The organism is Shinella sp. GW835-FHT14H05, assembly GCF_058793575.1.
The window spans coordinates 824,132-847,288 of the sequence record NZ_JBXAFY010000002.1 but is presented as its reverse complement, the minus strand read 5'-3'; the positions used below and the strand labels follow the sequence as shown (position 1 = coordinate 847,288).

Genomic DNA, 23,157 nt, shown 5'->3' with positions numbered 1-23,157 from the left:
GCCGATCTTCCAGGTCGCCGACTATGGCCTCGTCGCCGATCTCTTCGAGGCGCTGCCGGAGTTGCAGAAGGCGCTCTAAACGCCGCCCCTAATCCGCGGCGAAGACGGTGCTGGCGTCGCTGACGATCGAGACATGGGCGTAGGCGGCTTTTCCGGCTGCCTCGCCGTCTCCCCGCAGGATCGCGGTGACGATGTCCTGGTGTTCGCTGTAGGATTTGGAGAGGCGGCCGGGGAGGCGGAACTGCGCGCGGCGGAACGGGGAAAGGCGCGCGCGGGTCTGCGTGACCAGTTCGAAGACATGGTCATTGTGCGCGCCATTGTAGAGCCTGGTGTGGAACTCGACGTTGTAGGCGGCATAGTCCTCTTCGGCGCCGTCCCGTACGAGCCGCATGGATGTGTGGTGCGACAGTTCCAGCGCGCGCCGCTCGGCAACCGTCATGCGCCCGGCGGCGAGGCGCGCGCAGACGCCCTCCAGCTCCGCCATCGCCTCGAACATCGAGGATAGATAGCCTCCCGACACATTGGTGACGACAGCGCTGCGGTTCGGCTGGCGTTCCACCAGTCCCATGGCGCCGAGCTCCCGCAGGGCCTCGCGCACGGGGGTGCGCGACACTTGAAAGCGCGCCGCCAGCGAAAACTCGTCCAGTTTCTCGCCGGGCTGCATCGTGCCGGTCACGATCATGTCGGCGATCGCCTTCACCATCTGTTCGACGGTGGTTCCGGCCCGCACGACCTGTCTCTGCCTTTTCTCTGCCACGCGCGAATCTTTCCTCGATCTGCATACAGATGCATTCCCGATGAGTGGCTGTCAAATATGACAACTAAGCATATGATTATAATAATATTTATTTCAAAAGACTTTGGGGATCGTCTGTGAAGTTCGACAAGAGACGATTAAATTTTAGCCATTTAATTGCATCCGTCTGAAAAATCATCACGCGCGCCACAAAACTGCATGCACTTTTCGCAACGCTGAATCCACTCCCAAAATAAATCATTTTGAAACAACAGCTTATGAATCTGGCATAGGCGTTGCATTGCTTTCTTGCATTGCCAGACCTGGCTTCCATTCCTCGCAAGGAGCATTCTGATGACCAAACTCCTTCCTTTCTCCCGCCGCGATTTCCTCAGGACCTCTGTCATGGGCGCCGCCGTCGTCGGCCTTGCGCCGTCCGGCCTGTTTTCCCCCGCCATGGCGCAGGCGGCCCTTACCGTCGGCTTCATCTATGTCGGCCCGAAGGATGACTATGGCTACAACCAGGCCCATGCCGAAGGCGCCGCCATGCTCAAGAGCATGGAAGGCGTCACCGTCGTCGAGGAGGAAAACGTCCCGGAAACGGTCGATGTCCAGAAGACGATGGAATCGATGATCAACCTCGATGGCGCCGGGCTGCTGTTTCCCACCTCCTTCGGCTATTTCGACCCCCACATGCTGGACATGGCGAAGAAATATCCCGACGCCCAGTTCCGCCATTGCGGCGGCCTGTGGAAGGAGGGCACGCATCCGGCCAATACTGGTTCCTATTTCGGCTATATCGGCCAGGGCCAGTATCTGAACGGCATTGCAGCCGGCTACGCATCGAAGAGCAAGAAGATCGGCTTCGTCGCCGCCAAGCCGATCCCGCAGGTTCTGCAGAACATCAACTCCTTCCTGCTCGGCGCCCGTTCGGTCGATCCGGCCATCACCTGCCAGGTGATCTTCACCGGCGAATGGTCGCTCGCCGTCAAGGAGGCCGAGGCGACGAACGCGCTGATCGACCAGGGCGCCGACGTCATCACCTGCCATGTCGACAGCCCCAAGGTCGTGGTGGAGACGGCGGCCGGCCGCGGCGCCTTCATCTGCGGCTATCACGCCAACCAGAGCCCGCTCGCGCCGGAAAAATACCTGACCGGCGCGGAATGGGCCTGGGGCAACGTCTATACCGACTTCGTCAAGAAGGCACAGGCTGGCGAAAAGCTCGGGAACTTCGTGCGCGGCGGCCTCAAGGACGGTTTCGTCAAGATGAGCCCGCTCGGCCCGGGCGTTTCCGAGGAAGCGCGCAAGGCCTTCGACGCCACGCTCGCCGAGATGATGGGCGGCAGCTTCTCGGTCTTCAAGGCCGGCATCAAGGACAACAAGGGCAACGTGGTGGTCGCCGAGGGCCAGGCCTTCGCGGAGGACGCGATCGAGCTCGAAAGCATGGACTATCTCGTCGAAGGCGTCGTCGGTTCGACCTCGTAAGCCGAGCGGAGGCGACGTCATGACGATCGAAGCCAACATGCCCATCACACCGCTCTCGGAGCGGGCCGGACAGATCCGGCCCCTCCTGGAATGGCTTGCGCGGCGCGCGGAGCCGCTGGCGATCGCACTCTTTGCGATCCTCGTCGGCCTCGCGCTCTTCTCGCTGTTCATTGCCATCCTCGGCAAGTCGCCGGTGCAGCTGTTCCAGCTGATGTATGCCGGCGGTTTCGGCAGCTGGTTTTCGGTGCAGAACTCGCTGAGCCGGGCCGCCCCCCTTCTTTTGACGGCGCTCTGCGTCGCGCTGCCGGCGCGGCTCGGCCTCGTCGTCATCGGCGCGGAGGGGGCGGTGGTGCTGGGCGGGGTCGCGGGGGCCGCGATCGCGCTCCCGATGATCGGCACGGCGCCGCCTTTCGTCGTCTGGGTGGCGATGGGGTTGGCCGGCATGGCGATCGGTGCGGTCTGGATCGGCCTTTCCGGTTTCCTGCGCCACTATCGCGGCGTCAACGAGACGATCGCCTCGCTGCTGCTCGCCTATATCGCCATCGCGCTGATGAACCACCTGATCGAAGGCGTGTTGCGCGATCCGGCAAGCCTCAACAAGCCGTCCACCACGCCCTTGCCGGCGGAATACATGCTCGGCAACATCCCTGGCATGGACGTGCATTGGGGCCTCGTCATCGGCGTCGTCGCCTGCATCGCCTCCTATATCCTCATCGAGGCGACGAGCTTCGGTTTTGCGGCGCGCATTGCCGGCGGCAACGTGCGGGCGGCGCAGATCCAGGGCCTACCGGTCGGGCGGCTGATCGTCGGCTTCACGGCGATCGCCGGTTCCTTCGCCGGGCTTGCCGGCATGATCGAGGTGACGGCGGTGCAGGGCAGTGCGAATGCGTCGCTCGCCGCAGGCTACGGCTATACCGGCATCCTCGTCGCCTTCCTCGCGCGGCACAATCCGCTGGCGATCATTCCCGTCGCGATCCTGCTCGGCGGCATCGATGCCTCGGGCGGCCTGATCCAGCGGCGCATGGGCCTGCCGGATGCGACGGTGCTCGTGCTCCAGGGCACGCTCTTCGTCGTCATCCTCTTCTGCGAAACGCTCTACGGGCGCTTCCGCCTGTTCAACCCCGATCTCTGGAAAAGGAGCGCGTGATGGAGGATATCGGTCTCTGGGGCGTTCCGCTCGCCATCCTCGCCGGCGCCATCCGCGTCTCCACGCCCTTCATCTTCGTCTCGCTCGGCGAGGCGATCACCGAACGTTCCGGCCGCATCAATCTTGGGCTCGAAGGCACGCTCGTCTTCGGCGCGATGACGGCCTACGGCGTTGCCGTGATGACACTGTCGCCCTGGCTCGGTGTGCTGGCCGCTATGGCCGCAGGCGCCGTCTTCGGCCTCGTTCACGGCTGGATTTGCAAGTTCCCGAAGGTCAACGACATCGCGATCGGCATCGCCATGATGCAGTTCGGTCTGGGGCTCGCCTTCTTCCTCGGCAAGCCCTTCATCCAGCCTTCGGCGCCGAAACTGCCGTCCATTCCCTTCGGCGGCTGGTCGGATGTTCCGCAGGTGCAGGCCGCCCTCAACATCAATGTGTTGTTTCTCATCGGCGCCGCACTTGCCGTCTTCCTCTGGTGGGCGTTTCGCAACACGCGGATCGGTCTCATCCTGCGCGTCGTCGGCGACAGTTCGGATGCCGCGCGCGCCATGGGCCTCAACCCGGATACGGTGCGCCTGCTGGCCACCGCCGTCGGCGGGGCGCTGGCGGCGATCGGCGGGGCCTATCTCTCGCTGTTCTATCCGGGTTCGTGGAACGAGGGCATTTCCTCTGGCCAGGGCCTGATGGCCGTGGCGCTCGTCATCTTCGCGCGCTGGAACCCGATCGGCTGCTTCCTCGCCGCCATGCTTTTTGGTGGGGCAGGGGCGCTCGGCCCGGCGCTGCAATCGGTCGGCGTCACGCAGGGCTATTACCTGTTCTACGCGGCCCCCTATGTGCTGACGCTCGCAATCCTCATCGCCACCTCCTCGCCGACACGCTCGCTCGCCGGTGCCCCCGGCGCACTCTCGATCACCAAATAGGAGCGACCCCATGAACAGCCTCGCCCCCATGCCCGCCGACACCGAGACGCTGTCCTTCATCGAAGGCGATCCCTATCCCTGGCCCTACAATGGCAAGCTCCGGCCCGACAACACCGCCCTCATCATCATCGATATGCAGACCGACTTCTGCGGCAAGGGCGGTTATGTCGATCATATGGGCTATGATCTCTCGCTGGTGCAGGCGCCGATCGCGCCGATCAAGGCCGTGCTGGCGGCCATGCGCGCCAAGGGCTACCATATCATCCACACCCGCGAGGGCCACCGCCCGGACCTCGCGGATCTGCCCGCCAACAAGCGCTGGCGCTCGCGGCGCATCCATGCCGGCATCGGCGATGCGGGACCGTGTGGCCGCATTCTCGTGCGCGGCGAGCCGGGCTGGGACATCATTCCGGAACTCTACCCGCTGGAAGGCGAGGTCATCATCGACAAGCCCGGCAAGGGTTCGTTCTGCGCCACCGACCTCGAACTCATCCTCAACCAGAAGCGTATCGAGAACATCATCCTCACGGGCATCACCACGGACGTCTGTGTTTCCACGACCATGCGCGAGGCGAACGACCGTGGGTTCGAATGCCTTCTTCTCGAAGATTGCTGCGGGGCGACCGACCACGGCAACCACCTCGCGGCCATCAAGATGGTGAAGATGCAGGGTGGCGTCTTCGGCTCCGTCTCCAGTTCGAAAACGCTGGTGGAGCAGCTGCCATGACCATGCTTGTCGGCAATATCCCCCCGTTCAAGACCGTCCCCGCCGTCGGCATCGAGACGGTCGGCATGACGATGCGTTTCGGTGCCTTCACGGCACTGGACAATGTCTCGATCAAGGTGCCCGCTGGCACCTTCCATGCCCTGCTTGGAGAAAACGGCGCTGGAAAATCCACCCTCGTCAAATGCATCATGGGCTTCTACCACCAGACCGCCGGCCAGTTGCAGGTGGACGACCGCGAGGTGGCGGTCGCCTCGCCGCGCGATGCGGCAGCCCTCGGGCTCGGCATGGTCTACCAGCATTTCACGCTGGTTCCTTCGCTGACGGGGGCGGAAAACCTCGTCATAAACCGCACCGACGTTCCGGCCGTCATCAACTGGGCGAAGGAGCGGCAGGCCCTTGCCGCCTTCATGGAAACGATGCCCTTCACCATCCCGCTCGACCGGCCAGTCAGCGAGCTTGCGGCGGGTGAAAAGCAGAAGCTGGAAATCGTCAAGCAGCTCTATCTCGGCCGTCGTTTCCTCGTGCTCGACGAGCCGACCTCCGTTCTGACCCCCGCCGAAGCCGACGAGATGCTCGGCCTCGTGCGCGGCATGACGGAGCGCGGCGAACTGACCGTGCTGATGATCAGCCACAAGTTCCACGAGGTCACGAAATTCGCCGACGCAGTCTCCGTGCTCCGGCGCGGCAAGCTCACGGGCACGGGCCTCGTCTCGGACCTTTCGACCGCTGACATGGCGGCCATGATGATCGGCGACGTGAAGCTCGCCGAGCTCGACACGCGCCTGCCGGTCAGCGACGGCGCCAGGGCCGTCCTCTCCGTCAGCAAGGTTAGGGCGCCGGACCGCACGGGCCTCAAGATGATCGATATCGAGAACCTCGTCGTGCGCTCCGGCGAGATCGTTGGCATTGCTGGCATTTCCGGCAATGGGCAGAAGGAACTGGCAGAAGTGCTCGCCGGCCAGCGGGCGGCGGAGACGGGCGAGGTGACCGTGAAGGGCCGGGCTTATGGCGCGACGCGGCCGGAGACGCGCGCGAACAATGTGCGCTTCATTCCAGAGGAGCCGCTGGCCAACGCCTGCGCGCCGCGCATGACGGTGACGGAAAACCTCGCCTTCCGCACCTTCGACGTGGCGAAGGGCGGCAAGGAGGCGATCTGGCTCGACGGGCGCGGCATGAAGAAGCGTGCCTCGTCGCTGATCGACGATTTCAAGGTGAAGACGGCCTCGCCCGCCTCGCCGATCGCGGCCTTGTCCGGCGGCAATGTGCAGCGGGCGGTGCTTGCCCGCGAACTCACCGGCGACGTCGACCTGCTGATCGTCTCCAACCCCTGTTTCGGGCTCGATTTCTCGGCCGTCGCCGAGATTCGCGCGCGCATCATGAAGGCGCGGAATGCCGGAGCGGCGGTGCTGTTGATGTCGGAGGATCTCGATGAGCTGATGGAAATGTCGGACCGCATCATGGTGATGTCGGAAGGCAAGCTCGTCTACGAGACGCCGGCGCGCGAGGCCGACATTTCTGTGATTGGAGCGCATATGGCGGGGCATCATTGATGGTGGAGATCAGGGCAGAGCCATTCGCCTTTCCGCTGAAGAAGGACGCCGTGGCGCTCGTCGTCATCGACATGCAGCGCGATTTTGCGGAGGAGGGCGGTTTTGGCGCGAGCCTCGGCAACGACGTGTCGCGGGTCACCGCGATCGTGCCGGATGTCAAACGGCTGATCGCGGGGTTCCGCGCCGCCGGCCTGCCGGTCATCCACACAATGGAATGCCACCGGCCGGACCTCTCCGACCTGCCGCCCGCCAAGCGCAACCGCGGCGCGCCGACGCTTCGGATCGGCGACGAAGGCCCGATGGGCCGCATCCTGATTGCCGGCGAGCCGGGCACCGCCATCCTGCCGGAGCTTGCGCCGATCGCCGGCGAAGTGGTGATCGAGAAGCCGGGCAAGGGCGCGTTCTACGCGACGCCGCTCGGCAATATCCTCGCGGAAAAGGGCATTGCCCAGCTCGTCTTTGCCGGTGTGACGACGGAGGTCTGCGTACAGACCACCATGCGCGAAGCGAACGACCGAGGTTACGAATGCTTGCTCGTCGAGGAGGCGACGGAGAGCTACTTTCCGGAATTCAAGGCCGCAGCCATCGCGATGATCCGCGCGCAGGGCGCGATCGTCGGCTGGACGGCGAAACTCGACGACGTGCTGGAGGGAATAGACGGTGCCTGAGACGACCCGCGAAAACCTTATCTCCGGCGGCTGGAAGGACCTTGAGTTCGGCTCCTTTCGCGCCGGCGTGACGATCCACTGGATCAAGCCCTTCGAGAACGACCAGCCCGGCGTGGCGCTGCTGAAATATGAGGCCGGCGCGGGCGTGCCGCGCCACCGGCATGAGGGGCTGGAGACGATCCTCGTGCTGACCGGAACCCAATCGGACGAAGCTGGCGACTATGGCGCCGGGTCCTATATCGTCAATGCCATCGGCACGGAACATTCGATCTGGAGCGACACGGGATGCGTGGTGCTGATCCAGTGGGATCGGCCGGTGACAATACTGGAAGCGGAGTAGAGCATGAGCATGGACCAACCCTTCGACATCGCCTCGCTGTACGAGGCCTATGCGGCCGGTCTTGCTGTCGATGCCGTGATCGACCAGGCCTATGCACGTATTGCCGCGGCGGACGATCCGGGGATTTTCCTGCATCTTGCCGAAATCGACACCGTGAAGGCCGCCGCCGCCGCACTCGGTCCGTTCGATCCCGTCGTAAAACCGCTCTGGGGCATCCCCTTCGCCGTCAAGGACAATATCGACGTGGCAGGCATGCCGACGACCGCGGCCTGCCCGGACTATGCCTATATGCCGGAAACGGACGCGACCGTCGTGCGACTGCTGAAGGCGGCCGGCGCGCTCGTCATCGGCAAGACCAATCTCGACCAGTTCGCGACCGGCCTCGTCGGCGTGCGCACGCCCTTTCCGGTGCCGCGCAACGCCATCGATCCGACGCTTGTGCCGGGCGGCTCCAGCTCGGGCTCGGCCGTCGCGACGGCGCGCGGCATCGTCTCCTTCGCGCTCGGCACGGATACGGCCGGGTCAGGCCGCATTCCGGCGGGCCTCAACAACATAATCGGCCTTAAGCCCACGGTCGGCGCGCTTTCCACCAGCGGGGTCATCCCCGCCTGCCGCACGCTCGACTGCGTCTCGATCTTCGCGCTCACCGTCGACGATGCCTGGCGGGTCTTTTCGGTTGCGGCGCAGGCGGACGCGACCGATCCCTATTCGAGGGCGATCCTGGCCATCGGCTACGGTGCCACCCCGCCGGTGCTGAAGATCGGCGTTCCGGCGCTGGCCGACCGGCAGTTCTTCGGCGACGACGCGATGGCGGCGGCCTATGCCGAGGCGCTGTCCACGCTTTCAGCCATGGGCCACCAGCTCGTAGAGCTGCCCTTCGCTGATTTCTATGCCACCGCGAACCTGCTCTACGAAGCCGCCTGGGTGGCGGAGCGTTATGCGGCGATCCAGCCCTTCTTCGATGCGCACGAGGCAAGCCTTCATCCGGTGACACGCAAGATCTATGGCGGCGCCAAATCGCTTTCCGCCGCCGATGCCTTCAAGGGCTTCTATGCCCTGCAGGCGCTGAAGAAAAAGGTGGAGCCGCTGATCGCCTCGGTCGATCTGCTGTGCGTCCCGACAGCGCCGCGGCACTTCACGCTGGCCGAACTCGCGGCCGAACCAATCCGCGAAAATTCCCGTCTCGGCACCTATACGAATTTCGTCAACCTGCTCGACCTCTGCGGCATGGCCGTGCCGACCGGCAAGCGCACGGACGGACTGCCGGCCAGTATCACGCTGCTCGGGCCGGCCGGCAAGGATGGCCTCGTCGCTTCCCTGGCGCGTGATCTCCACGAACGCAGCGGGCTGGCGCTCGGCGCCACCGCGTGGGCGCTTCCGAAAGCCGAGCTCGCCCTGTCCATCTCCCCAGAAGACCGGATCGAGCTCGTTGTGGTCGGTGCCCATCTCTCCGGCATGCCGCTCAACGGAGAGCTCAAGGCACTCGGCGCCCATTTCCTGCGCGAAACCCGCACGACCGCAGCATACCGCCTCTTCTCCCTCGCCGGCACCGTGCCGCCGAAACCAGGACTGCTGCGCGTCTCGGACGCCGCCGGCGGCTCCATCGAGGTGGAGGTGTGGAGCCTGTCACCCGACGCCTTCGGCCGCTTCGTCGCCGCAATTCCCGCCCCGCTCGGAATCGGCACGCTGGCCTTGGAGGACGGAAGCTCGGCAAAAGGCTTCGTCGTCGAAGCTTCCGCCGTCACGGACGCCCTCGACATCACGGCCCACCGCGGCTGGCGCAGCTATTTGCAAGAAATAACGGCCTGAGAATCTTCAAACGCCGTTGCACGTGTGGCGATCTGTCATAGACGGAGCGAGCCTATGAGCACGCGATCGTCCTTAGACGCCAGCTCCTGAATACGCGGTTCCAACACTTCGGCTGCGCTGGCGATATCGGCGACAATATGTTTGCGAACGCCGGCGCCATCCCTTGCCTTCAGGCTTTCCAGAATGAGAACGTGTTCGGTGTTTGCGACGGACTCGTAGACAGGATCGCTGAACAGTTCCAGGAAGTAAGGGCCGACCTGGCCCCAGACGTCCTGGATCATCTGCAGCAAGCGTGGTGAATTCGCGCTCTCGTAGATCGCGAAATGGAACTGCTGGTTCAGGTTCACATAGGCCGAGATGTCTTTGGCCGAGATGGATTTTTCGATGTCGAGAAGCACCTTCTCGAGAGCCCGTATCTTCTTGTCGGTGATGTTGGCAGCCGCCAGTTCGGCGGCCAGCCCTTCGAGTTCACGACGGATGCGGGCGAGCTCGAGATACTTCTCGACATCCCATGCCGGGACGGCAACCGAGCGGTTCGGCAAAAGGACGAGCTGACGCTCGCCAACCAGCCGCTGGAGCGCCTCGCGGACCGGCGTTGTCGAAATGCCGTAATATTCGGCGAGAGTACGGGTCACCAGGACATCGCTCGGACGAAAATGTCCGGCGATTAGCGAGCGCTTGATTTCATCGTAAGCGCGCTCATTCAGGGTCCTGTTCTCGATCTTTCCCATACAGCTCTCCGATATCGGGTGGCCAATATCAAAAAAATCCCCCTCCAGCTAGCTCCGCCCGATATGCAATGGAAGTTGCAGGCGAACCGGCGCTATTCGAACCGCTAGCTGCCGTCGCTCGATGCCTTCAAGGCGGTCTCGACCGCTGCGAGAAAATGGTCGGCGTCGTTCTGTTTCATGACGAGTGGCGGGCGGATCTTGAGGATATTCGCACCCGGGCCGGTAGCGCTGATCAGGACGCCGTTGCGGCGAAGGTGGTTGACGAGCGAGGCGGCAAGTCGGGCATTCGGCGCCCGGTCTTCCGCAGGTAGGACACATTCGACTGCCAGGAAGAGGCCTGCACCGCGGACATCGGCTATGTCGTCCCGGCCGGCGACGAGCGCCGCCAGCCCGTTCTTGAGATGGCGACCGACATTGCGCGCATTGGCTTGCAAGCCCTCGTCTTCGATCACATCCAGCACGGCCATGCCCGCGGCACAGGCTACGGGATTGCCGCCGAAGGTGTTGAAGTAGCGCGCCTTGGCGCCGAACTCCGCCACGAGATCCGGCTTCAGCGCAATGCCCGCGACCGGAAAGCCGTTGCCCATGGGCTTGCCCATCGTGACGATATCCGGCACCACGCCGTGACGCTGGAAGCCCCAGAAGGTTTCACCCGTACGGGCAAAACCCGGCTGCACCTCGTCGGCAATGAACAGGCCACCCTCCTTGCGGATGAGATCGACGGCCGGCGCCAGGAATCCGGCCGGATCGGGATAGAGGCCGTCGCTCGAAAAGATGGTGTCCACGATGAAGGCCGCAGGCTCGATCCCATCTTCGTGCATGGCGGCGATGGCGGCCGCGAGATCGGCTGCTAGCTTGGCGCCCTGCTCGGCCGGAGGAACGAAAAGGGCGTTCGGGGCGGGGATGAACCGCACCCGCCCGCTGCGCGGCCCATGGTTTCCGAGGGAGGGCGAGATTTCTGCAACGGCCTCCGTCAGGCCGTGATAGGCGAGGCTTGTCACGATGACGCCCTGCCGGCCGGTGAAGGCGCGGGCTATTCTCAAGGCGAGGTCGTTCGCCTCCGAGCCGGTGCAGGTGAACATCATATGGCCGAGTGCGGACGGCATCGTGGCCAGCAGCCGTTCGGCATAGTCGACCACGCCATCGTGCAGGTAGCGCGTATGCGTGTTCAGCGTGCTGGCCTGGCGCGAGATCGCGTCGACGACCCTGGGATGGCAATGTCCGACCGAGGCGACGTTGTTGTAGGCGTCGAGATAGGCCCTGCCGTTCTTGTCGTAAAGCCAAACGCCTTCGCCGCGAACCAGGTGCAGGGGCTCCTCGTAGAACAGCCGGTAGGCTGGCCCGAGGGCTTTCTCCCGGCGCTTGATCAATCCTAGATCTGCGGGATCAAGCGTGCCGACGCGGGTGGGGTCGAATGCGTTCACCATGCTCATGGTCAGTTGTTTCCTGCACTTGCCGTTAAGGTGCCTCGCGCCGCAGCACGCGCCAGGGCGTCGTTCGTCGCGGAGGGATCGAGGGAATCGAGGATCTCCAGGCCGCGGCGCGATGCGGCGGCATTGCGAAGGATATAGGCTGCGTTTTCCGGGTATTTCCGTGCACGCCAGGACGTGATGGCAAGCGTGGTGGCATGGCGCAGGCGGATCAGATCCGGAAGCAGGTCCAACTCCTCGGGTTCAAGGGAAAGGACCGAGGCGTAGCCCGCGACCAGATCCTCAACGGGCTTAAGCGAGCCGGTTTCGCCGATGAGATGGTAGGAGCAGGCAATGGCGAGATCGCAAACATTCGGTGTCGTCACCATGTCACCAAAGTCGATGACGCCGGTGACACGCGCGGCATGCGGGCCGTCGACGACGATGTTGTGCGGGTTGAAGTCGTTGTGCACCGTCTGCGCACGCAGATGTGGTAGGCGCGGCCCGATCTCGGTATCGAAACGTTCAAGCAGCCGGGCGACCCTTGCCTTCAGCGCCGGCTCGTCGATGGCCTCGAGCATTGGCCGCAGCCTGCCGGCATGCTTGATATCCCATTGCAGGAAGCGGCCGCTGGAAGGGTGGAAGAAGCCGCGCAGCGCCCGAGTGAGCCGTGCAAGGGTGCGGCCGATCTCGAAGTGCAGGCCCGGCAACGGCTCGGCAACACTTAGCATTGTGCCTTCGATATAGGACATCAGGCGCACGATGTGACGGTCGCCGAACGGACCGTCGATGAGAACCCAGGCAGAGCCGTCTTTTGCCGCGTGGATACGCTGCACGGGCAGGCCCGGATCGACCGCCGCGATATGCATCAAGGCTGCGGTCTGCATGCCGGTCTCGGCCCTGTCTTCCATCGAGTTGCTGACCTTGAGCAGAGCCTGCTCGCCGCCGGGAAGCTGGATGTGAAAGTTGGCGTCCCGCTCCGAGGAAAGCATGCGGACCTTGCCGTCCACACCGTAGAACTGGCGAGCGAGATCGGCCGCATCGCCTGGGCTGATCCTGGGGCCGGAGCTCGCAAGCAGAGAGTGTCCTTCCCCGCCTGTCCTGTCCGGCGCGCGGGCCGGATCCGTCGTGGCGAGGACCGGAGGCAGTGCGCTGCTCTCACCGCCGGCGGCCCGATTGATTTGACTTTGCAAGAACGATTTCCTTCATTTGGCGCCTCTCATCGATTGGCACCGGGATCTTCACACCGACGAGTTGCTGCCACCGGCCAGGCATTCACCACCGTCCACCACGAGCGCATGGCCCGTGATGAAGGCGGAGCGGTCGGAGCACAGGAAGAGAACGGCCTCGGCGATCTCTTGGGGGTGGCCGAAGCGGCCCATGGGAACCAGATCGCGCACGACCTTTTCGAGCGCCGCCCGGCCGCCAAGCTGGGTTTCATAAGGTCCGTTGAACGAAGTATCGACCCATCCGGGGCAGATGGCGTTGACGCGAATGCCGTCCTTTGCATAGTCGAGGGCGATCTGCTTGGTCATGGTGATGACCGCCGATTTCGTCGTGATATAGGCAAGCATCCCCTTGTCGAGGAAGACGCCGGCATTGGACGCCGTGTTGAGGATCACGCCGCCGCCTTGTGCGCGCATGTGTGGCAGCGCGGCGCGGCAGGCTGCAAACTGTGCGACGACGTTGACCTCATAAGACTTGCGCATATCGTTGCTGTCGATTTGTTCGAGCGCGCCCGCCACTTGGATGCCGGCATGGTTGTGCAAGATGTGCAATCCGGCATGCGCCTTCACCACGGCATCCAGCAATGACGCGATGGCCGCTTCGTCCGTGACGTCGAGGGCATGCGCCTGCGCCAGCCCGCCGTCGGCGACGATGCTGGACGCCGTCTCCTCGGCGCTGGCCACATCGCGATCCGTAACCACGACGCGCGCACCGTGCGCGGCGAGGATACGCGCGGAAGATCGCCCGATGCCGGATCCAGCCGCCGTCACCAGAGCGACCTTGCCGTCGAGAAGGGGTTTGGCCATGGCTGTCTCCTATGTCCGCAGTGTCAGTTCACTGTCTTTGTCGAAGAGGTGCAGGGCGAGGGGATCAGCGTAGATCCGCCTTGTCTCGCCGCGGGCAGGCTGCGTGCCCGGGCTCAGCCTGATCGTGACATCGCGCCCGGCGACCTCGCCGATCACGTAGACTTCGGCGCCGCAGGGCTCGATGAGCGACACGGTCATCTCGAAAGCCGGCGCGTTTTCCGAAGGCGGATTGAGATGGAATGCCTCCGGGCGAATGCCCAGCAGAATGTGGCGTCCGTCCCGTGCGCCCAGCCCTTGGAAAGCCTGTGGCAAATCGAAGGACGGGCCGTTCTCGACGACGATCTTGCCATCACGGATGGTCGCCGGAAGCACGTTCATGGCAGGTGAGCCGATGAAGCGGGCGACGAAAATCGACGCGGGACGATTGTAGAGGTCGTCGGGACTTCCGATCTGCTCGATCTTGCCGTCGCGCATGGCGACGATGCGGTCGGCAAGCGTCATCGCCTCGATCTGGTCATGGGTGACGTAGACCACAGTCTGCTTCTCTTCGAGATGCATCCGCTTGATCTCGGCACGCATCGTCGTGCGCAGCTGTGCATCGAGGTTGGAAAGCGGTTCGTCGAACAGATAGACCGCCGGTTGGCGCACCATCGCGCGGCCCATAGCCACCCGCTGGCGTTGGCCGCCGGAGAGATCCTTCGGCTTTCTGGCGAGAAGATGCTCGATATGCAGGAGTTTTGCCGCGCGCTGCACCTGCTCGGAAATCTGAGCGGACGGCACACCTGCCAGCTTGAGGCTGAAACCCATGTTCTCGGCAGCCGTCATGTGGGGGTAGAGGGCATAGGACTGAAACACCATTGCGATATCGCGGTTTTTCGGCGAAAGCCGGGTGACATCGCGGTCGCCGATCCTGATTTCGCCCTTACTCGAGGCTTCAAGGCCCGCGATCATCCGCAGCAAGGTCGTCTTGCCGCATCCAGACGGTCCGACAAGCACGACGAATTCACCATCCGCGATCTTCAGGTTCAGGTCTTCGATGATATTGACTGTTGCAAAGCTCTTCGACAGTCCAACGACTTCCACTTGGGCCAAGGTCGTCCCTTTCCTAAAATCTCTTTGAGAACAGGCCGCGCCGGTCATAGACATCAGCTGCTTCCTCGATCAGCGTGGCGATGCGTTCGGCGCCGAATTCTTTCCGCAGGGCCTGTGCTCGCTCGCGAAGCACCGCCGGGGAGCCAGCCCGACCGGGCCGCAAAAGCTCGTATGTGCTGAGCAGCAAGTCCTGCGGCACGGCCACGAGCTCTGCGGCGCGCTCGAAATTCTCCGCCAGCTTGTCGCGCCCGGATGCTCGTGCGATCCCAGCCTGCAATCTGAGGATTTCCGGCGTGATGGCGAGGTCGGCGGCGCCGACCCGGCCCTCCAGCACCGCCTCCAGGGTGAAGTCCTTGAGAGGGAGGCCGGTCGTGGTCCTGACGAGTTCCGGCGCCTTCTCGGAGAGCGGATAGATATCGGCGTGGTTTTGCGGCTGGTTCATGCGTTGCGCTCCGGTGTCGCAAAATACTGGTCGACCGGCTCGGCGCCGGGCACCGTCATCTCGGTCTCGATCGCGTAGAGAAGTGCGACCTTCGTGTGGAACCGGGCGCTGAGCGCCTGCCCGTCATTCGTGACGATGACCGGCTCGGGAACCTCGCCCCAGGTCATCCGCGCCGCGTTCTGGCCCATCCGTCGATAGTGTTCGATCGTCACGAGGGGCGCGTTGGAAAAAAGCTCCAGGTTTAGGTGCGGCAGCCGGTCACGCTGGTGAATAATCGCGGTGCCCTTGGCCTGGATGCCGATGCCGTAGCCCGAACCCGACAGGCGCGCTGCCGTCAGCCCCAGAAACGACGTGTCGGCGGTGTGCATGATGCGAACCACCCGCGGCAGCCCGCCGCCGGAGAGAATGCCGGAATAGAGCGCGTCCAGCACATCGGTGACTGCGTGGCCCGCTGTCGTCTGGTGCAGCCGCTCGCCGAACGCGGGACTGATGCCGATGACGACTTCGTGCGGATCGCGGCCGTTTTCCGCCCGGCCAATGCCATAGAGCGTCGGCGTGCCGGTCGGCGCCTCATGGCGGCCTTCCGCCTTGAGCACGTGCTCGCGATTGATCGTGCCGCGGATCGACTTGATGCGGTTCCATTTCTCGGGGCTCATGCGGTAGCCTGTCCCCGGTCCCGTATAGTCGTTCGGTTCGTTGACGGCGCTGAGGACCTTGCCGTCACGGATCACCGCGGATGTCTGGAGGTAGTCACCGCTCACGCGCTGGCGCAGCATGACAAGCACGTTCTCCGCCAGCCGCCCATGCCCGCGCTTCGCCAGTGCCCGAATGATGTCGAGCGCGGTCAGCCCGCGCGCAGCAATGCTGTTGCTGATTGCCAGCGTCGTTGCCGGCGAAAACGTCTCAGTCTCGTTCGATCCCGAGGCATGGACGACGCTCTCCTTCATGGCCTGATCGGCCTGAGCGAGCCCAAGCTCCTCCAGCACGTCGCTCAAGGCATCGACAGCCTGGCGGCGGAGTTGAAGGGCGTCGTCCTCCATGATGGGCACAAGTCCGCCATCTACCTGAAAATCGCGCTGGAGGACGAGGTAGTCCTCAAGCTCCTCACTGTTGAATAGCGATGGGTTGAACGAATTGTCATAGGCTTTTATCGAGCCGAAACCCGATGTGATGAGATCAGAGCCGGCAAGCAGGTAGGGCGTGATCTTGGCCCCGACGCGGATTTCCGATTCCGAGATCCGGGTATCATTGCCGGACGCGCATTCGAGCCCGAGCCAGACGGCAAGCAAGTTCTCGGCCAGGAGTTCATGAACGCCCGCCGGCATGGAGGCCGTGAGCGGTGCGCCGTCGATGCCGCCGTTCTGCGTGCCCTGCACGCCCATCGCCCGCTGGAGGCAAAGGCAACGCGCTTCGAGATAAAGCACGGAGCGCTTCTCATGGAACCCCATGAGGAGTTCCGACGATGCGCCCGATGTGCAGCGCGCCTTGATGCCGCGCGAGGCATAGGCGGCCGTCAGGAAGGCTTTCGACCAGGGCGTATCGTCGCCGTCGACGAAGGACCGCTCGGTGCCGTAGACCGAGACCGTTTCCGCATAGGTCGCAAGGCCCGCAAGGCCGATCTTCAGCTCTTCTGCCTCCTCGATGGAGCATTGGAAGAGCGTACTTCCCCGGCCGGCGGCCGCCCCGACGGTGCAGGCGAGCGCGTTCGCCCAGGCATTGCCCGCCACCCGCATCGTCGTCTCGATTTCATCGAAGCCGAGCGCGACGGCGATTGCCGCATCCGCCGCAAGCTGCAGCGGGTCATCCTTTGCATTGGTGACATGCGCCTGATTGCCGGGGCTGTGTCGCTGGCGCATTTTCGAATAGGCGAATGTGGTCTCCAGCGCGTTCAGGTGACCCAGCACGTCGGTGAGTTTGGCCGGCGTCATGCCCCGCGCAAGCTGCTCCAGGCGGGCGCGTGGCACGTTGATGTCCACCAGCATGCGCGCCACTTGCGCGCTGTCCATCGCCATGGCTTCCGCCGCGACGGCGGGGTCGATGTGGTGATGGGCGATGAATGCGTCGAGGATGTCGAAATCCGCAGCAAGGCGCCCGTCCATCTCCAGCACGGAGCCGTCCGGTGCAAGCCGCAGGCTCGGGCTTGGATCATAGGGACTGTGGAATACGGCGAAGCCATCCTCCGGGTTCTCGTCCGCGAAGCTGTCCAGCCTGAGCGGCCGCGCATCCCATTCCTCGAAGCGGTGCCAGCGGCGCTTGCCGGTTGAATTCTCTTCCATCTTACCTCTCCCTCAGTATGCGCAGCAGGACGAGCGTGAGCGCAACGACGGCAATAAGCAGGATGAACGAGACGGCCGCGGCTTGCCCGATATCGAGAAAGCGGAAGCCCAGGCGATAGGCATAGAAACTGATCGTTTCTGTCGTCTTTCCGGGGCCGCCCTGGGTGAGGATATAGATGAGGTCGTAGCTCTTTAGGGCCGTGATCATGCGGATCAGCAGCGTGACAAGGATGACGGGTCGGAGCGTCGGCAGCGTGACGTGCCGGAGGATCTGCCAGGCATTCGCGCCATCGATCCGTGCCGCCTCGACCGGATCCTGCGGCAGCGACCGCAAGCCGGCATAGAGCATGATCAGCATCAGCGACGTCTCGGTCCAGGCATCGACGAAGATGACGGTCGCGAGCGCCAGGTTCGGATCTCCGAACCAACCCTGTGCTGGGATGCCGACGAGGCTCAGGAGCCAGTTGATAATCCCGAGATTTGGATTGAACATCAACCGGAACATCAGCGCGACGGCGACCGGCGTCATCAGCATGGGAAGCATCAGGATGACGAGGTAGAACTCGCGAAACCGCAGCCAGGATTGATTGAGCAGGAGCGCCAGACTGAAGGCGATCAGGAACTCGATCACCACCACGCTGACCGTGAGTTTCATCGTGACCCATGAGACGCCCGCAAACTCCCGTCCCATCAGAAGGACGTAGTTGCCGAGGCCGATAAAGGGTCCTTGGCCATAGGTCACGATATACTCGTGCAGGCTGAGGTAGAACGAGTAGAGCAACGGCGCCGCGACGACCAGCATCATGACGAGAATGGTCGGCGTCATGAAGACGAACTTGTAGAAACCGAGGGAAAGTTCGTCGCCCTTTCGAGCGAGGTGTGGCGCCCGCAGATTCATGGAGGTGGTCGCAGATTTCATGTCATCATGATCCAGCTACAGTCAGACCGGCCCGCCGCCAGTTCGAGCGTGGCGGCGGGCGTGAGCGCAGGCAGAGCCTGGCTTACTTCAGGAGCGGATCGCCTCGGGTAAGCGCCGCGAGCTTGTCTTCCGCATTGGTGATGGCCGTCGCGGGATCGGTGCCGTTCGCCAGCACGTCGCCCATCACTTCCGCAAACACTTCGACAAGCTGGGTCGCACGCGACATGACCGGAAGGCCCTTCGCATGGGCGAGCGCGTCACCGACCGCTGCCATCGCCGGCCACGCCTTGATGAAGTCGGCGTTTTCATAGATCCAGGTCTGCGTCGGCTGGCCGCCTGCGATACCGCGCTTCAGCGCGATGTCCTTGGATTCCACCCACTTGATGAACTCCCAGGAGCAATCCGGGTTTGACGCATTGCTCGGAACGGCCCATCCCCATGCACCAAGCAGACTGTCTTCGCCCGGCATCCTGGCAAAGCCGATCTTGTCTACGACGAGCGACTCCTTCGGATCCTGGAGCGTCGGCATCAGGAAGAGGTAGGTGATCGCGAAGACCGCCTTGTCCTGCTTGAGGGCATTGGCGACGTCGTCGAAATTGGCGCCCAGGGCGCCGGGTTGCGCGGCATTGTTGATCAGATCCGCGTAGACGGTGACAGCCTTGATTCCTTCTGGGGAGTTCAAGGTCGGCACCCAGTCCTCGCGATTGTAGAAATCGGCGCCCAGCGAAAAGACGTAGTTCGTTGCTTCCATGACGACGGGGTCCGCGCGCTGGCCGGACATGGCAGCGCCCGCCTTGCCCGTGAACTTGCCCGCCCATTTCGCAAGCTCCGCATATTCCTCGAGCGTTTCCGGCAGGCGCCAGTCGCGGCCGAACTCGGTCTTGTAAGCCGCCTGGAATTCTGGCGCTTCCACGATATCCTTGCGGTAGAGAAGGCCCATGGCATACTGCCAGAACGGCAGCATATAGGTCGTTCCCTTGATCTTGCCGTTGATATCCATCAGCGCCGGGAAGTAGACGGACGTATCGACGCCATCCTTGGCGATGCGTTCGTCGAGCGGTTGGATCCATTTTGCCGTGACGAATTCGCCGACCCAGTAGCTGTCGACGACGAGGACGTCGTAGGCGCCGGACGAGGCCGTGAGGCTCGGGACCAGCTTTTCATGCATGAGCGAGTAGTTGACGGCCTCGATGTTGACCTTCGCGCCCGAAAGCGCCTCGAATTCCGGGGCGACCTTCTGTAGCGCGACGGTGTCTGGAACCGTTTCAAGCAACATGTTCAGGGTCACGTCCTTGCAGACCTCTGCCGGATTGGCGAAGGCGGACGTGGCACCAAGGACGCAAGCAACCGTGGCCAGCAGGCTGGCCTTATAAAACCGTGACATAAACGTTCTCCATCTGAAGGGGTTGCGGAGCTTTTTGCTCCGTTCTGTCTTGTTATTCGTTCAGCCTTTGACCGCGCCCGCATTGAGCCCCGCCACCAGAAACCGGCGGACTGCGAAATAGAGGAGCGCCATGGGAAGCATGGCAAGGATGGTGGCGGCACTTACTGCGCCGATTGCCGTTCCCTGCTGGGTCACTAGACTTGAGACCGCAACCGGCAAGGTCTTCGTCTGCTGGCCGGTGAGCATCAGGGCGAAAAGGAACTCGTTCCAGCAGAGCACGAAGCTGAGGATCGTCGCGGCGCCGATGCCGGGCAGCATCGCCGGAACCACGATCCGCACGAAGGCCGTCAGCGGCGTGCACCCGTCGATGAGAGCTGCCTCGTCAAGCTCCCGCGGCACACGCTTCATGAAACTCAGCAGCAGCCAGACGACGTAGGGCAGGTTGAATGCGAGATAGGCGAATATCAGGCCGAGGCGCGAATCCGTCAGGCCGATATTCTTGAAGATCAGAAAGAAAGGGATGACGAGGACGATCGGCGGCATCATCTGTGTCGCGAGGATGATCATCGGCATAGCGCTGCCGCCAGCCCTGTACCGATCGATCGCATAGGCCGCCATCGCCCCGATGATGACCGCCAACAGCGTCGACGTCGATGCGACGACCATGCTGTTCAGGAAGAACTTACCGAATTCCATCTCCGTCAGGATCGTCCGATAATTGTCGAGTGTCGGCGTGAAGAAGAGCTCCGGCGGCAGCTTGTAGGCGATGACGCGATCGACGAATGAGGTCCTCAGAACCCACAGAAGCGGCAGCAGAATGACGGCGCTCGCGAGCCCCAGAACGAGGTGCGTCAGGATCTTCACGTACAAGGGTGGTTGCATGTCGATCGCTCGTTTCTTGTTATAACATGCAACATGTAACGACGGAATTTTTGCAGTGTCAAGGCGCGATTAAGCCTGATCATTCGTGGTTTCGAGAAAATCCGTCATTCTCTCGCCGAGCACATACTCCACGTTGTCGCGCCGGTCCTTATGCGATCAAACGTCGTCGGGAATGGCGCCGAGAACGAGCTAGCGACGCAATTCCATCTCAGCCAGCGTCAACGGCTGACCCTCATGATTGCACGCCTTGGAGGCGGCGGTAGAGGTCCCGGAAGGCGGCGTAGCCGCGGTCGTATGTTTCGCGGTTGCCCGGGGTTGGATTGAACATTGTGTCCCTGGTGGTGAAGGCGGCGATGCCATTCCATTCTGCGGCGCCGAGGCCGACGGCGGCAACCCATGCTGCTCCAAGGCAGGAGCCGGGATGTCCGGTGAGGCGTTGCAGCGGCTGGCCGAGAACGTCGGAGACGATGCCCATCCAGACGGAGGATTTCGCTCCGCCATCCGAGACAAGAAAACGCCTGGTCCGATGCCCTGCCTCATTGAAGGTTTCGATATGGTGGCGGATTGCATAGGCATAGGATTCCAGCACCGCGCGCCAGATATGGCCGAGATCGTGCGACAGCGTCAGTCCGTTCAGCGAACCCCGTGCCCAGGGATCGTGCAGCGGGGTCTTTTCTCCGAGCAGATAGGGCAGGAAGGTCAGGCCCAAAGCCCCGGCCGGGCGGTCGGCGGCTATTGCATCCAGTGCCGCATGGCGCGAGCCGTCCAAGGGTCCGATTGCGCCCGCAAACGTGTCGACAAACCAGTTCAGCACGGACCCGCCGGTCGACATGCAGCCGTTCGGCATCCAGAGGCCGGGGACCAGATGGTAATCGAGAAAGAGGCGTGGATCGGGACGGAGCACGTCGGTCGCAGTCAGAATGTCCACGGCGCCCCCGAATTTGAGAAGCACGTCACCATTGCTCACGACGCCCGCGCCAAGACAGGACGCGATCATGTCGGCCGCGCCGCCAACAACCGGCGTGCCTTCTGCAAGTCCGGTCTCGCGGGCACATGCTGCGGTGACCCGGCCCAGAATTGCCGAGGACTTGATCAGCTGCGGGAGCAGGTGCTTGGGGATTCCGGTTCTTTCCGCCTGGGCGAGATCGATCGCACCACTTGCAAGATTGATGATCCCCGCCTCAAGCGCCCAGTTCTGTTCGACCGCCGCTTTGCCGGTCAGCCGGAAATTGATGTAGTCGTACGAGCCGAGCAACGTCTTTGCCCGGGCCAGCATCTCCGGCTCATGCCGCGCGAGCCAGCGGATCTTGGCGCCGACAAGCTGTTGGTTCACCCCGCAACCGGCCGCTTCGAGAAAGGCGGCCTCGTCGATTTCGCGCCGGATATCCTCGACCTCGGTTCCGGCACGAGCGTCGCTTTGCTGAATAGACCGGCGCAGCGGACGCCCTGCATCGTCCAGCAGCACGGTTGCGGGGAGCATTCCCGCCACGCCGATTCCTGCTATGCGCGTGGCCTCGATGCCCGATTGGGCCAGCAGGTCCGGGATGATCGCGCAGCAGTTTTGCCACCACTGCTCCGTTTCCTCTTCGGCCCATCCCGGTTTCTCGGAGTAGAGTGTCACCGGCCGCGAAGCGAGCGACAGGATGTTGCCTGCGGTATCGACAAGGATGCCGATGGTCGAGGTGGTGCCGATGTCGAGGCCAAGAAAAACGGTCATTCCAGGGATCGTTCCGGAAGGTGCGAGGGATCGGCGACGAGCACGCGTACGCCCGCCGAGGCCAGCACGGTGGCAAGGTCCGGCGGCGGCGGCGCATCGGTGATCAGCGTCGAGATTTCAGAAAGCGTGGCGATGAGAACCGTCGAAATCCGGCGGAACTTGCTGCTGTCCATCAGCAGCACACGCTCGGCCGAGCGCTGAAGGAAGACGGACTTTACCGCCGCCTCCTCGGGCGAATAATCGAAAACGCCTTCGGCCGTCATGCCCGAGGCGCCGAGCAGCACGACGTCGAAATAATAGCGGGAGAACCCGTCCACGGCCTCCTTGCCGGTCAGCGACATTTCCTCGGCGCGGATCAGGCCGCCGCTCATGTAGGTGGCGACGCCGGCCCGCGCCATGGTCATGCCGACATGCAGGCTGTTGGAGAAGGCGCGCAGTTGCGGGTCCGGCCCGGCCCTTACGATCGCATTGGCCGCAGCCAGAACCGTCGTTCCGAGGTCGAAGGCGATCGCTTTGCGCCCGGCGACATGACGGGCGGCGGCCTGCGCGATGCGGGCCTTGCGCTCGGCGTTCTGGCGCGTGCGGGCCTCGAAAGCCGGCTCGGCATCGTCGATCACCTCAAGCGGCCCGCGCTTCAGCCCCACCGCGCCGCCATGAACGCGTTCGAGCAATCCGTCGCGCTCCAGCTCTGCCAGGTCGCGGCGCACGGTCATGTCCGAAATGCCAAATTCCTGCGCGATATCCGTGACCGAGATCGATCCGCCTTCGTTCAGCCTTTCCAGAATACGGGCCAGGCGCGCGCGTGCCGGCGCTCGTGTGCGGTCTCGCGCGAACGAAGGGGAGGTGGCAATCTTTTGTTCGGGCTGCGTCATCTGTGTGCCTGTCTCAAG

General features: G+C 63.4%; 21 protein-coding genes. 8 read left to right on the top strand and 13 right to left on the bottom strand.

The features are described 5' to 3' along the window. Positions 1-88: 88 nt before the first annotated feature. The gene (locus AC1Q6Z_RS11275; protein WP_492647862.1) at positions 89-703 is read right to left on the bottom strand and encodes a GntR family transcriptional regulator; all 615 of its coding nucleotides are present in this window, start codon (positions 701-703) and stop codon (positions 89-91) included. Positions 704-1,090: 387 nt separating this feature from the next. Here AC1Q6Z_RS11275 and AC1Q6Z_RS11270 point away from each other — a divergent pair, with 387 nt between their 5' ends. From AC1Q6Z_RS11270 to atzF, 8 genes are read left to right on the top strand one after another with little or no spacing between them, the layout of a single operon-like run. After that, positions 1,091-2,221, top strand: coding sequence for a BMP family ABC transporter substrate-binding protein (locus tag AC1Q6Z_RS11270; protein WP_492647838.1), 1,131 nt, complete (start codon positions 1,091-1,093; stop codon positions 2,219-2,221). A 19-nt stretch (positions 2,222-2,240) separates the two neighbouring features. Further along, positions 2,241-3,368 carry an ABC transporter permease gene (locus AC1Q6Z_RS11265; protein ID WP_492647837.1) on the top strand — a complete coding sequence of 376 codons (1,128 nt, stop codon included), beginning with the start codon at positions 2,241-2,243 and terminating at the stop codon, positions 3,366-3,368. Then, the gene (locus AC1Q6Z_RS11260; RefSeq protein ID WP_256115276.1) at positions 3,368-4,288 is read left to right on the top strand and encodes an ABC transporter permease; all 921 of its coding nucleotides are present in this window, start codon (positions 3,368-3,370) and stop codon (positions 4,286-4,288) included. The genes AC1Q6Z_RS11265 and AC1Q6Z_RS11260 overlap by 1 nt, the downstream gene beginning before the upstream one ends. 28 nt (positions 4,289-4,316) lie before the next feature. Next, the gene (gene biuH / locus AC1Q6Z_RS11255; protein ID WP_439617972.1) at positions 4,317-5,015 is read left to right on the top strand and encodes a biuret amidohydrolase; all 699 of its coding nucleotides are present in this window, start codon (positions 4,317-4,319) and stop codon (positions 5,013-5,015) included. A 2-nt stretch (positions 5,016-5,017) separates the two neighbouring features. After that, positions 5,018-6,565: an ABC transporter ATP-binding protein gene (locus AC1Q6Z_RS11250; RefSeq protein ID WP_256115423.1), complete on the top strand. Its 1,548-nt coding sequence runs from the start codon at positions 5,018-5,020 to the stop codon at positions 6,563-6,565. Continuing rightward, positions 6,565-7,233 (top strand): cysteine hydrolase family protein, encoded by a 669-nt coding sequence (locus tag AC1Q6Z_RS11245; RefSeq protein ID WP_492647836.1) that lies wholly within the window; start codon positions 6,565-6,567, stop codon positions 7,231-7,233. Before AC1Q6Z_RS11250 ends, AC1Q6Z_RS11245 begins: the two co-directional genes overlap by 1 nt. Continuing rightward, on the top strand, positions 7,226-7,573 hold the full coding sequence (locus AC1Q6Z_RS11240; protein WP_492647835.1) for a cupin domain-containing protein: 348 nt from the start codon (positions 7,226-7,228) through the stop codon (positions 7,571-7,573). The genes AC1Q6Z_RS11245 and AC1Q6Z_RS11240 overlap by 8 nt, the downstream gene beginning before the upstream one ends. A gap of 3 nt (positions 7,574-7,576) precedes the next feature. Next, a complete protein-coding gene (gene atzF, locus AC1Q6Z_RS11235; RefSeq protein ID WP_492647834.1) occupies positions 7,577-9,382 on the top strand; it encodes an allophanate hydrolase in 1,806 nt (601 codons plus the stop codon). Between the two features lie 35 nt (positions 9,383-9,417). Here atzF and AC1Q6Z_RS11230 read toward each other — a convergent pair whose 3' ends face one another. The 12 genes from AC1Q6Z_RS11230 to AC1Q6Z_RS11175 form a co-directional block, all read right to left on the bottom strand. Beyond that, on the bottom strand, positions 9,418-10,113 hold the full coding sequence (locus AC1Q6Z_RS11230) for a GntR family transcriptional regulator (protein ID WP_492647833.1): 696 nt from the start codon (positions 10,111-10,113) through the stop codon (positions 9,418-9,420). 104 nt (positions 10,114-10,217) lie between these two features. Beyond that, positions 10,218-11,546: an aspartate aminotransferase family protein gene (locus AC1Q6Z_RS11225; protein WP_492647832.1), complete on the bottom strand. Its 1,329-nt coding sequence runs from the start codon at positions 11,544-11,546 to the stop codon at positions 10,218-10,220. A gap of 2 nt (positions 11,547-11,548) precedes the next feature. Next, complete coding sequence (locus AC1Q6Z_RS11220) at positions 11,549-12,532, bottom strand: phosphotransferase (RefSeq protein ID WP_492647831.1); 984 nt, start codon at positions 12,530-12,532, stop codon at positions 11,549-11,551. A 231-nt stretch (positions 12,533-12,763) separates the two neighbouring features. Then, positions 12,764-13,555: an SDR family NAD(P)-dependent oxidoreductase gene (locus AC1Q6Z_RS11215; RefSeq protein ID WP_492647830.1), complete on the bottom strand. Its 792-nt coding sequence runs from the start codon at positions 13,553-13,555 to the stop codon at positions 12,764-12,766. Between the two features lie 9 nt (positions 13,556-13,564). After that, complete coding sequence (locus AC1Q6Z_RS11210; protein ID WP_492647861.1) at positions 13,565-14,647, bottom strand: ABC transporter ATP-binding protein; 1,083 nt, start codon at positions 14,645-14,647, stop codon at positions 13,565-13,567. 13 nt (positions 14,648-14,660) lie between these two features. After that, positions 14,661-15,089, bottom strand: coding sequence for a diol dehydratase small subunit (locus tag AC1Q6Z_RS11205; RefSeq protein ID WP_492647829.1), 429 nt, complete (start codon positions 15,087-15,089; stop codon positions 14,661-14,663). Continuing rightward, positions 15,086-17,365 carry a propanediol/glycerol family dehydratase large subunit gene (locus tag AC1Q6Z_RS11200; protein ID WP_492647828.1) on the bottom strand — a complete coding sequence of 760 codons (2,280 nt, stop codon included), beginning with the start codon at positions 17,363-17,365 and terminating at the stop codon, positions 15,086-15,088. The genes AC1Q6Z_RS11205 and AC1Q6Z_RS11200 overlap by 4 nt, the downstream gene beginning before the upstream one ends. Before the next feature lies 1 nt (position 17,366). After that, the gene (locus AC1Q6Z_RS11195; RefSeq protein WP_256115266.1) at positions 17,367-18,284 is read right to left on the bottom strand and encodes a carbohydrate ABC transporter permease; all 918 of its coding nucleotides are present in this window, start codon (positions 18,282-18,284) and stop codon (positions 17,367-17,369) included. Between the two features lie 82 nt (positions 18,285-18,366). Next, positions 18,367-19,668, bottom strand: coding sequence for an extracellular solute-binding protein (locus AC1Q6Z_RS11190; protein ID WP_256115265.1), 1,302 nt, complete (start codon positions 19,666-19,668; stop codon positions 18,367-18,369). 60 nt (positions 19,669-19,728) lie between these two features. Further along, positions 19,729-20,550 (bottom strand): carbohydrate ABC transporter permease, encoded by an 822-nt coding sequence (locus AC1Q6Z_RS11185; protein WP_256115264.1) that lies wholly within the window; start codon positions 20,548-20,550, stop codon positions 19,729-19,731. 232 nt (positions 20,551-20,782) lie between these two features. Next, positions 20,783-22,267 carry an FGGY-family carbohydrate kinase gene (locus tag AC1Q6Z_RS11180; RefSeq protein WP_492647827.1) on the bottom strand — a complete coding sequence of 495 codons (1,485 nt, stop codon included), beginning with the start codon at positions 22,265-22,267 and terminating at the stop codon, positions 20,783-20,785. Further along, positions 22,264-23,139 carry a DeoR/GlpR family DNA-binding transcription regulator gene (locus AC1Q6Z_RS11175; RefSeq protein WP_492647826.1) on the bottom strand — a complete coding sequence of 292 codons (876 nt, stop codon included), beginning with the start codon at positions 23,137-23,139 and terminating at the stop codon, positions 22,264-22,266. Before AC1Q6Z_RS11175 ends, AC1Q6Z_RS11180 begins: the two co-directional genes overlap by 4 nt. Between the last annotated feature and the right edge of the window lie 18 nt (positions 23,140-23,157).

Coding starts and splice junctions, on each gene's coding strand:
- AC1Q6Z_RS11275 (WP_492647862.1), bottom strand. CDS start 703: ATGGTGAAGGCGATCGCCGACATGATCGTGACCGGCACGATGCAGCCC.
- AC1Q6Z_RS11270 (WP_492647838.1), top strand. CDS start 1,091: ATGACCAAACTCCTTCCTTTCTCCCGCCGCGATTTCCTCAGGACCTCT.
- AC1Q6Z_RS11265 (WP_492647837.1), top strand. CDS start 2,241: ATGACGATCGAAGCCAACATGCCCATCACACCGCTCTCGGAGCGGGCC.
- AC1Q6Z_RS11260 (WP_256115276.1), top strand. CDS start 3,368: ATGGAGGATATCGGTCTCTGGGGCGTTCCGCTCGCCATCCTCGCCGGC.
- biuH (WP_439617972.1), top strand. CDS start 4,317: ATGCCCGCCGACACCGAGACGCTGTCCTTCATCGAAGGCGATCCCTAT.
- AC1Q6Z_RS11250 (WP_256115423.1), top strand. CDS start 5,018: ATGCTTGTCGGCAATATCCCCCCGTTCAAGACCGTCCCCGCCGTCGGC.
- AC1Q6Z_RS11245 (WP_492647836.1), top strand. CDS start 6,565: ATGGTGGAGATCAGGGCAGAGCCATTCGCCTTTCCGCTGAAGAAGGAC.
- atzF (WP_492647834.1), top strand. CDS start 7,577: ATGAGCATGGACCAACCCTTCGACATCGCCTCGCTGTACGAGGCCTAT.
- AC1Q6Z_RS11230 (WP_492647833.1), bottom strand. CDS start 10,113: ATGGGAAAGATCGAGAACAGGACCCTGAATGAGCGCGCTTACGATGAA.
- AC1Q6Z_RS11225 (WP_492647832.1), bottom strand. CDS start 11,546: ATGAGCATGGTGAACGCATTCGACCCCACCCGCGTCGGCACGCTTGAT.
- AC1Q6Z_RS11215 (WP_492647830.1), bottom strand. CDS start 13,555: ATGGCCAAACCCCTTCTCGACGGCAAGGTCGCTCTGGTGACGGCGGCT.
- AC1Q6Z_RS11205 (WP_492647829.1), bottom strand. CDS start 15,089: ATGAACCAGCCGCAAAACCACGCCGATATCTATCCGCTCTCCGAGAAG.
- AC1Q6Z_RS11200 (WP_492647828.1), bottom strand. CDS start 17,365: ATGGAAGAGAATTCAACCGGCAAGCGCCGCTGGCACCGCTTCGAGGAA.
- AC1Q6Z_RS11195 (WP_256115266.1), bottom strand. CDS start 18,284: ATGAAATCTGCGACCACCTCCATGAATCTGCGGGCGCCACACCTCGCT.
- AC1Q6Z_RS11190 (WP_256115265.1), bottom strand. CDS start 19,668: ATGTCACGGTTTTATAAGGCCAGCCTGCTGGCCACGGTTGCTTGCGTC.
- AC1Q6Z_RS11185 (WP_256115264.1), bottom strand. CDS start 20,550: ATGCAACCACCCTTGTACGTGAAGATCCTGACGCACCTCGTTCTGGGG.
- AC1Q6Z_RS11180 (WP_492647827.1), bottom strand. CDS start 22,267: ATGACCGTTTTTCTTGGCCTCGACATCGGCACCACCTCGACCATCGGC.
- AC1Q6Z_RS11175 (WP_492647826.1), bottom strand. CDS start 23,139: ATGACGCAGCCCGAACAAAAGATTGCCACCTCCCCTTCGTTCGCGCGA.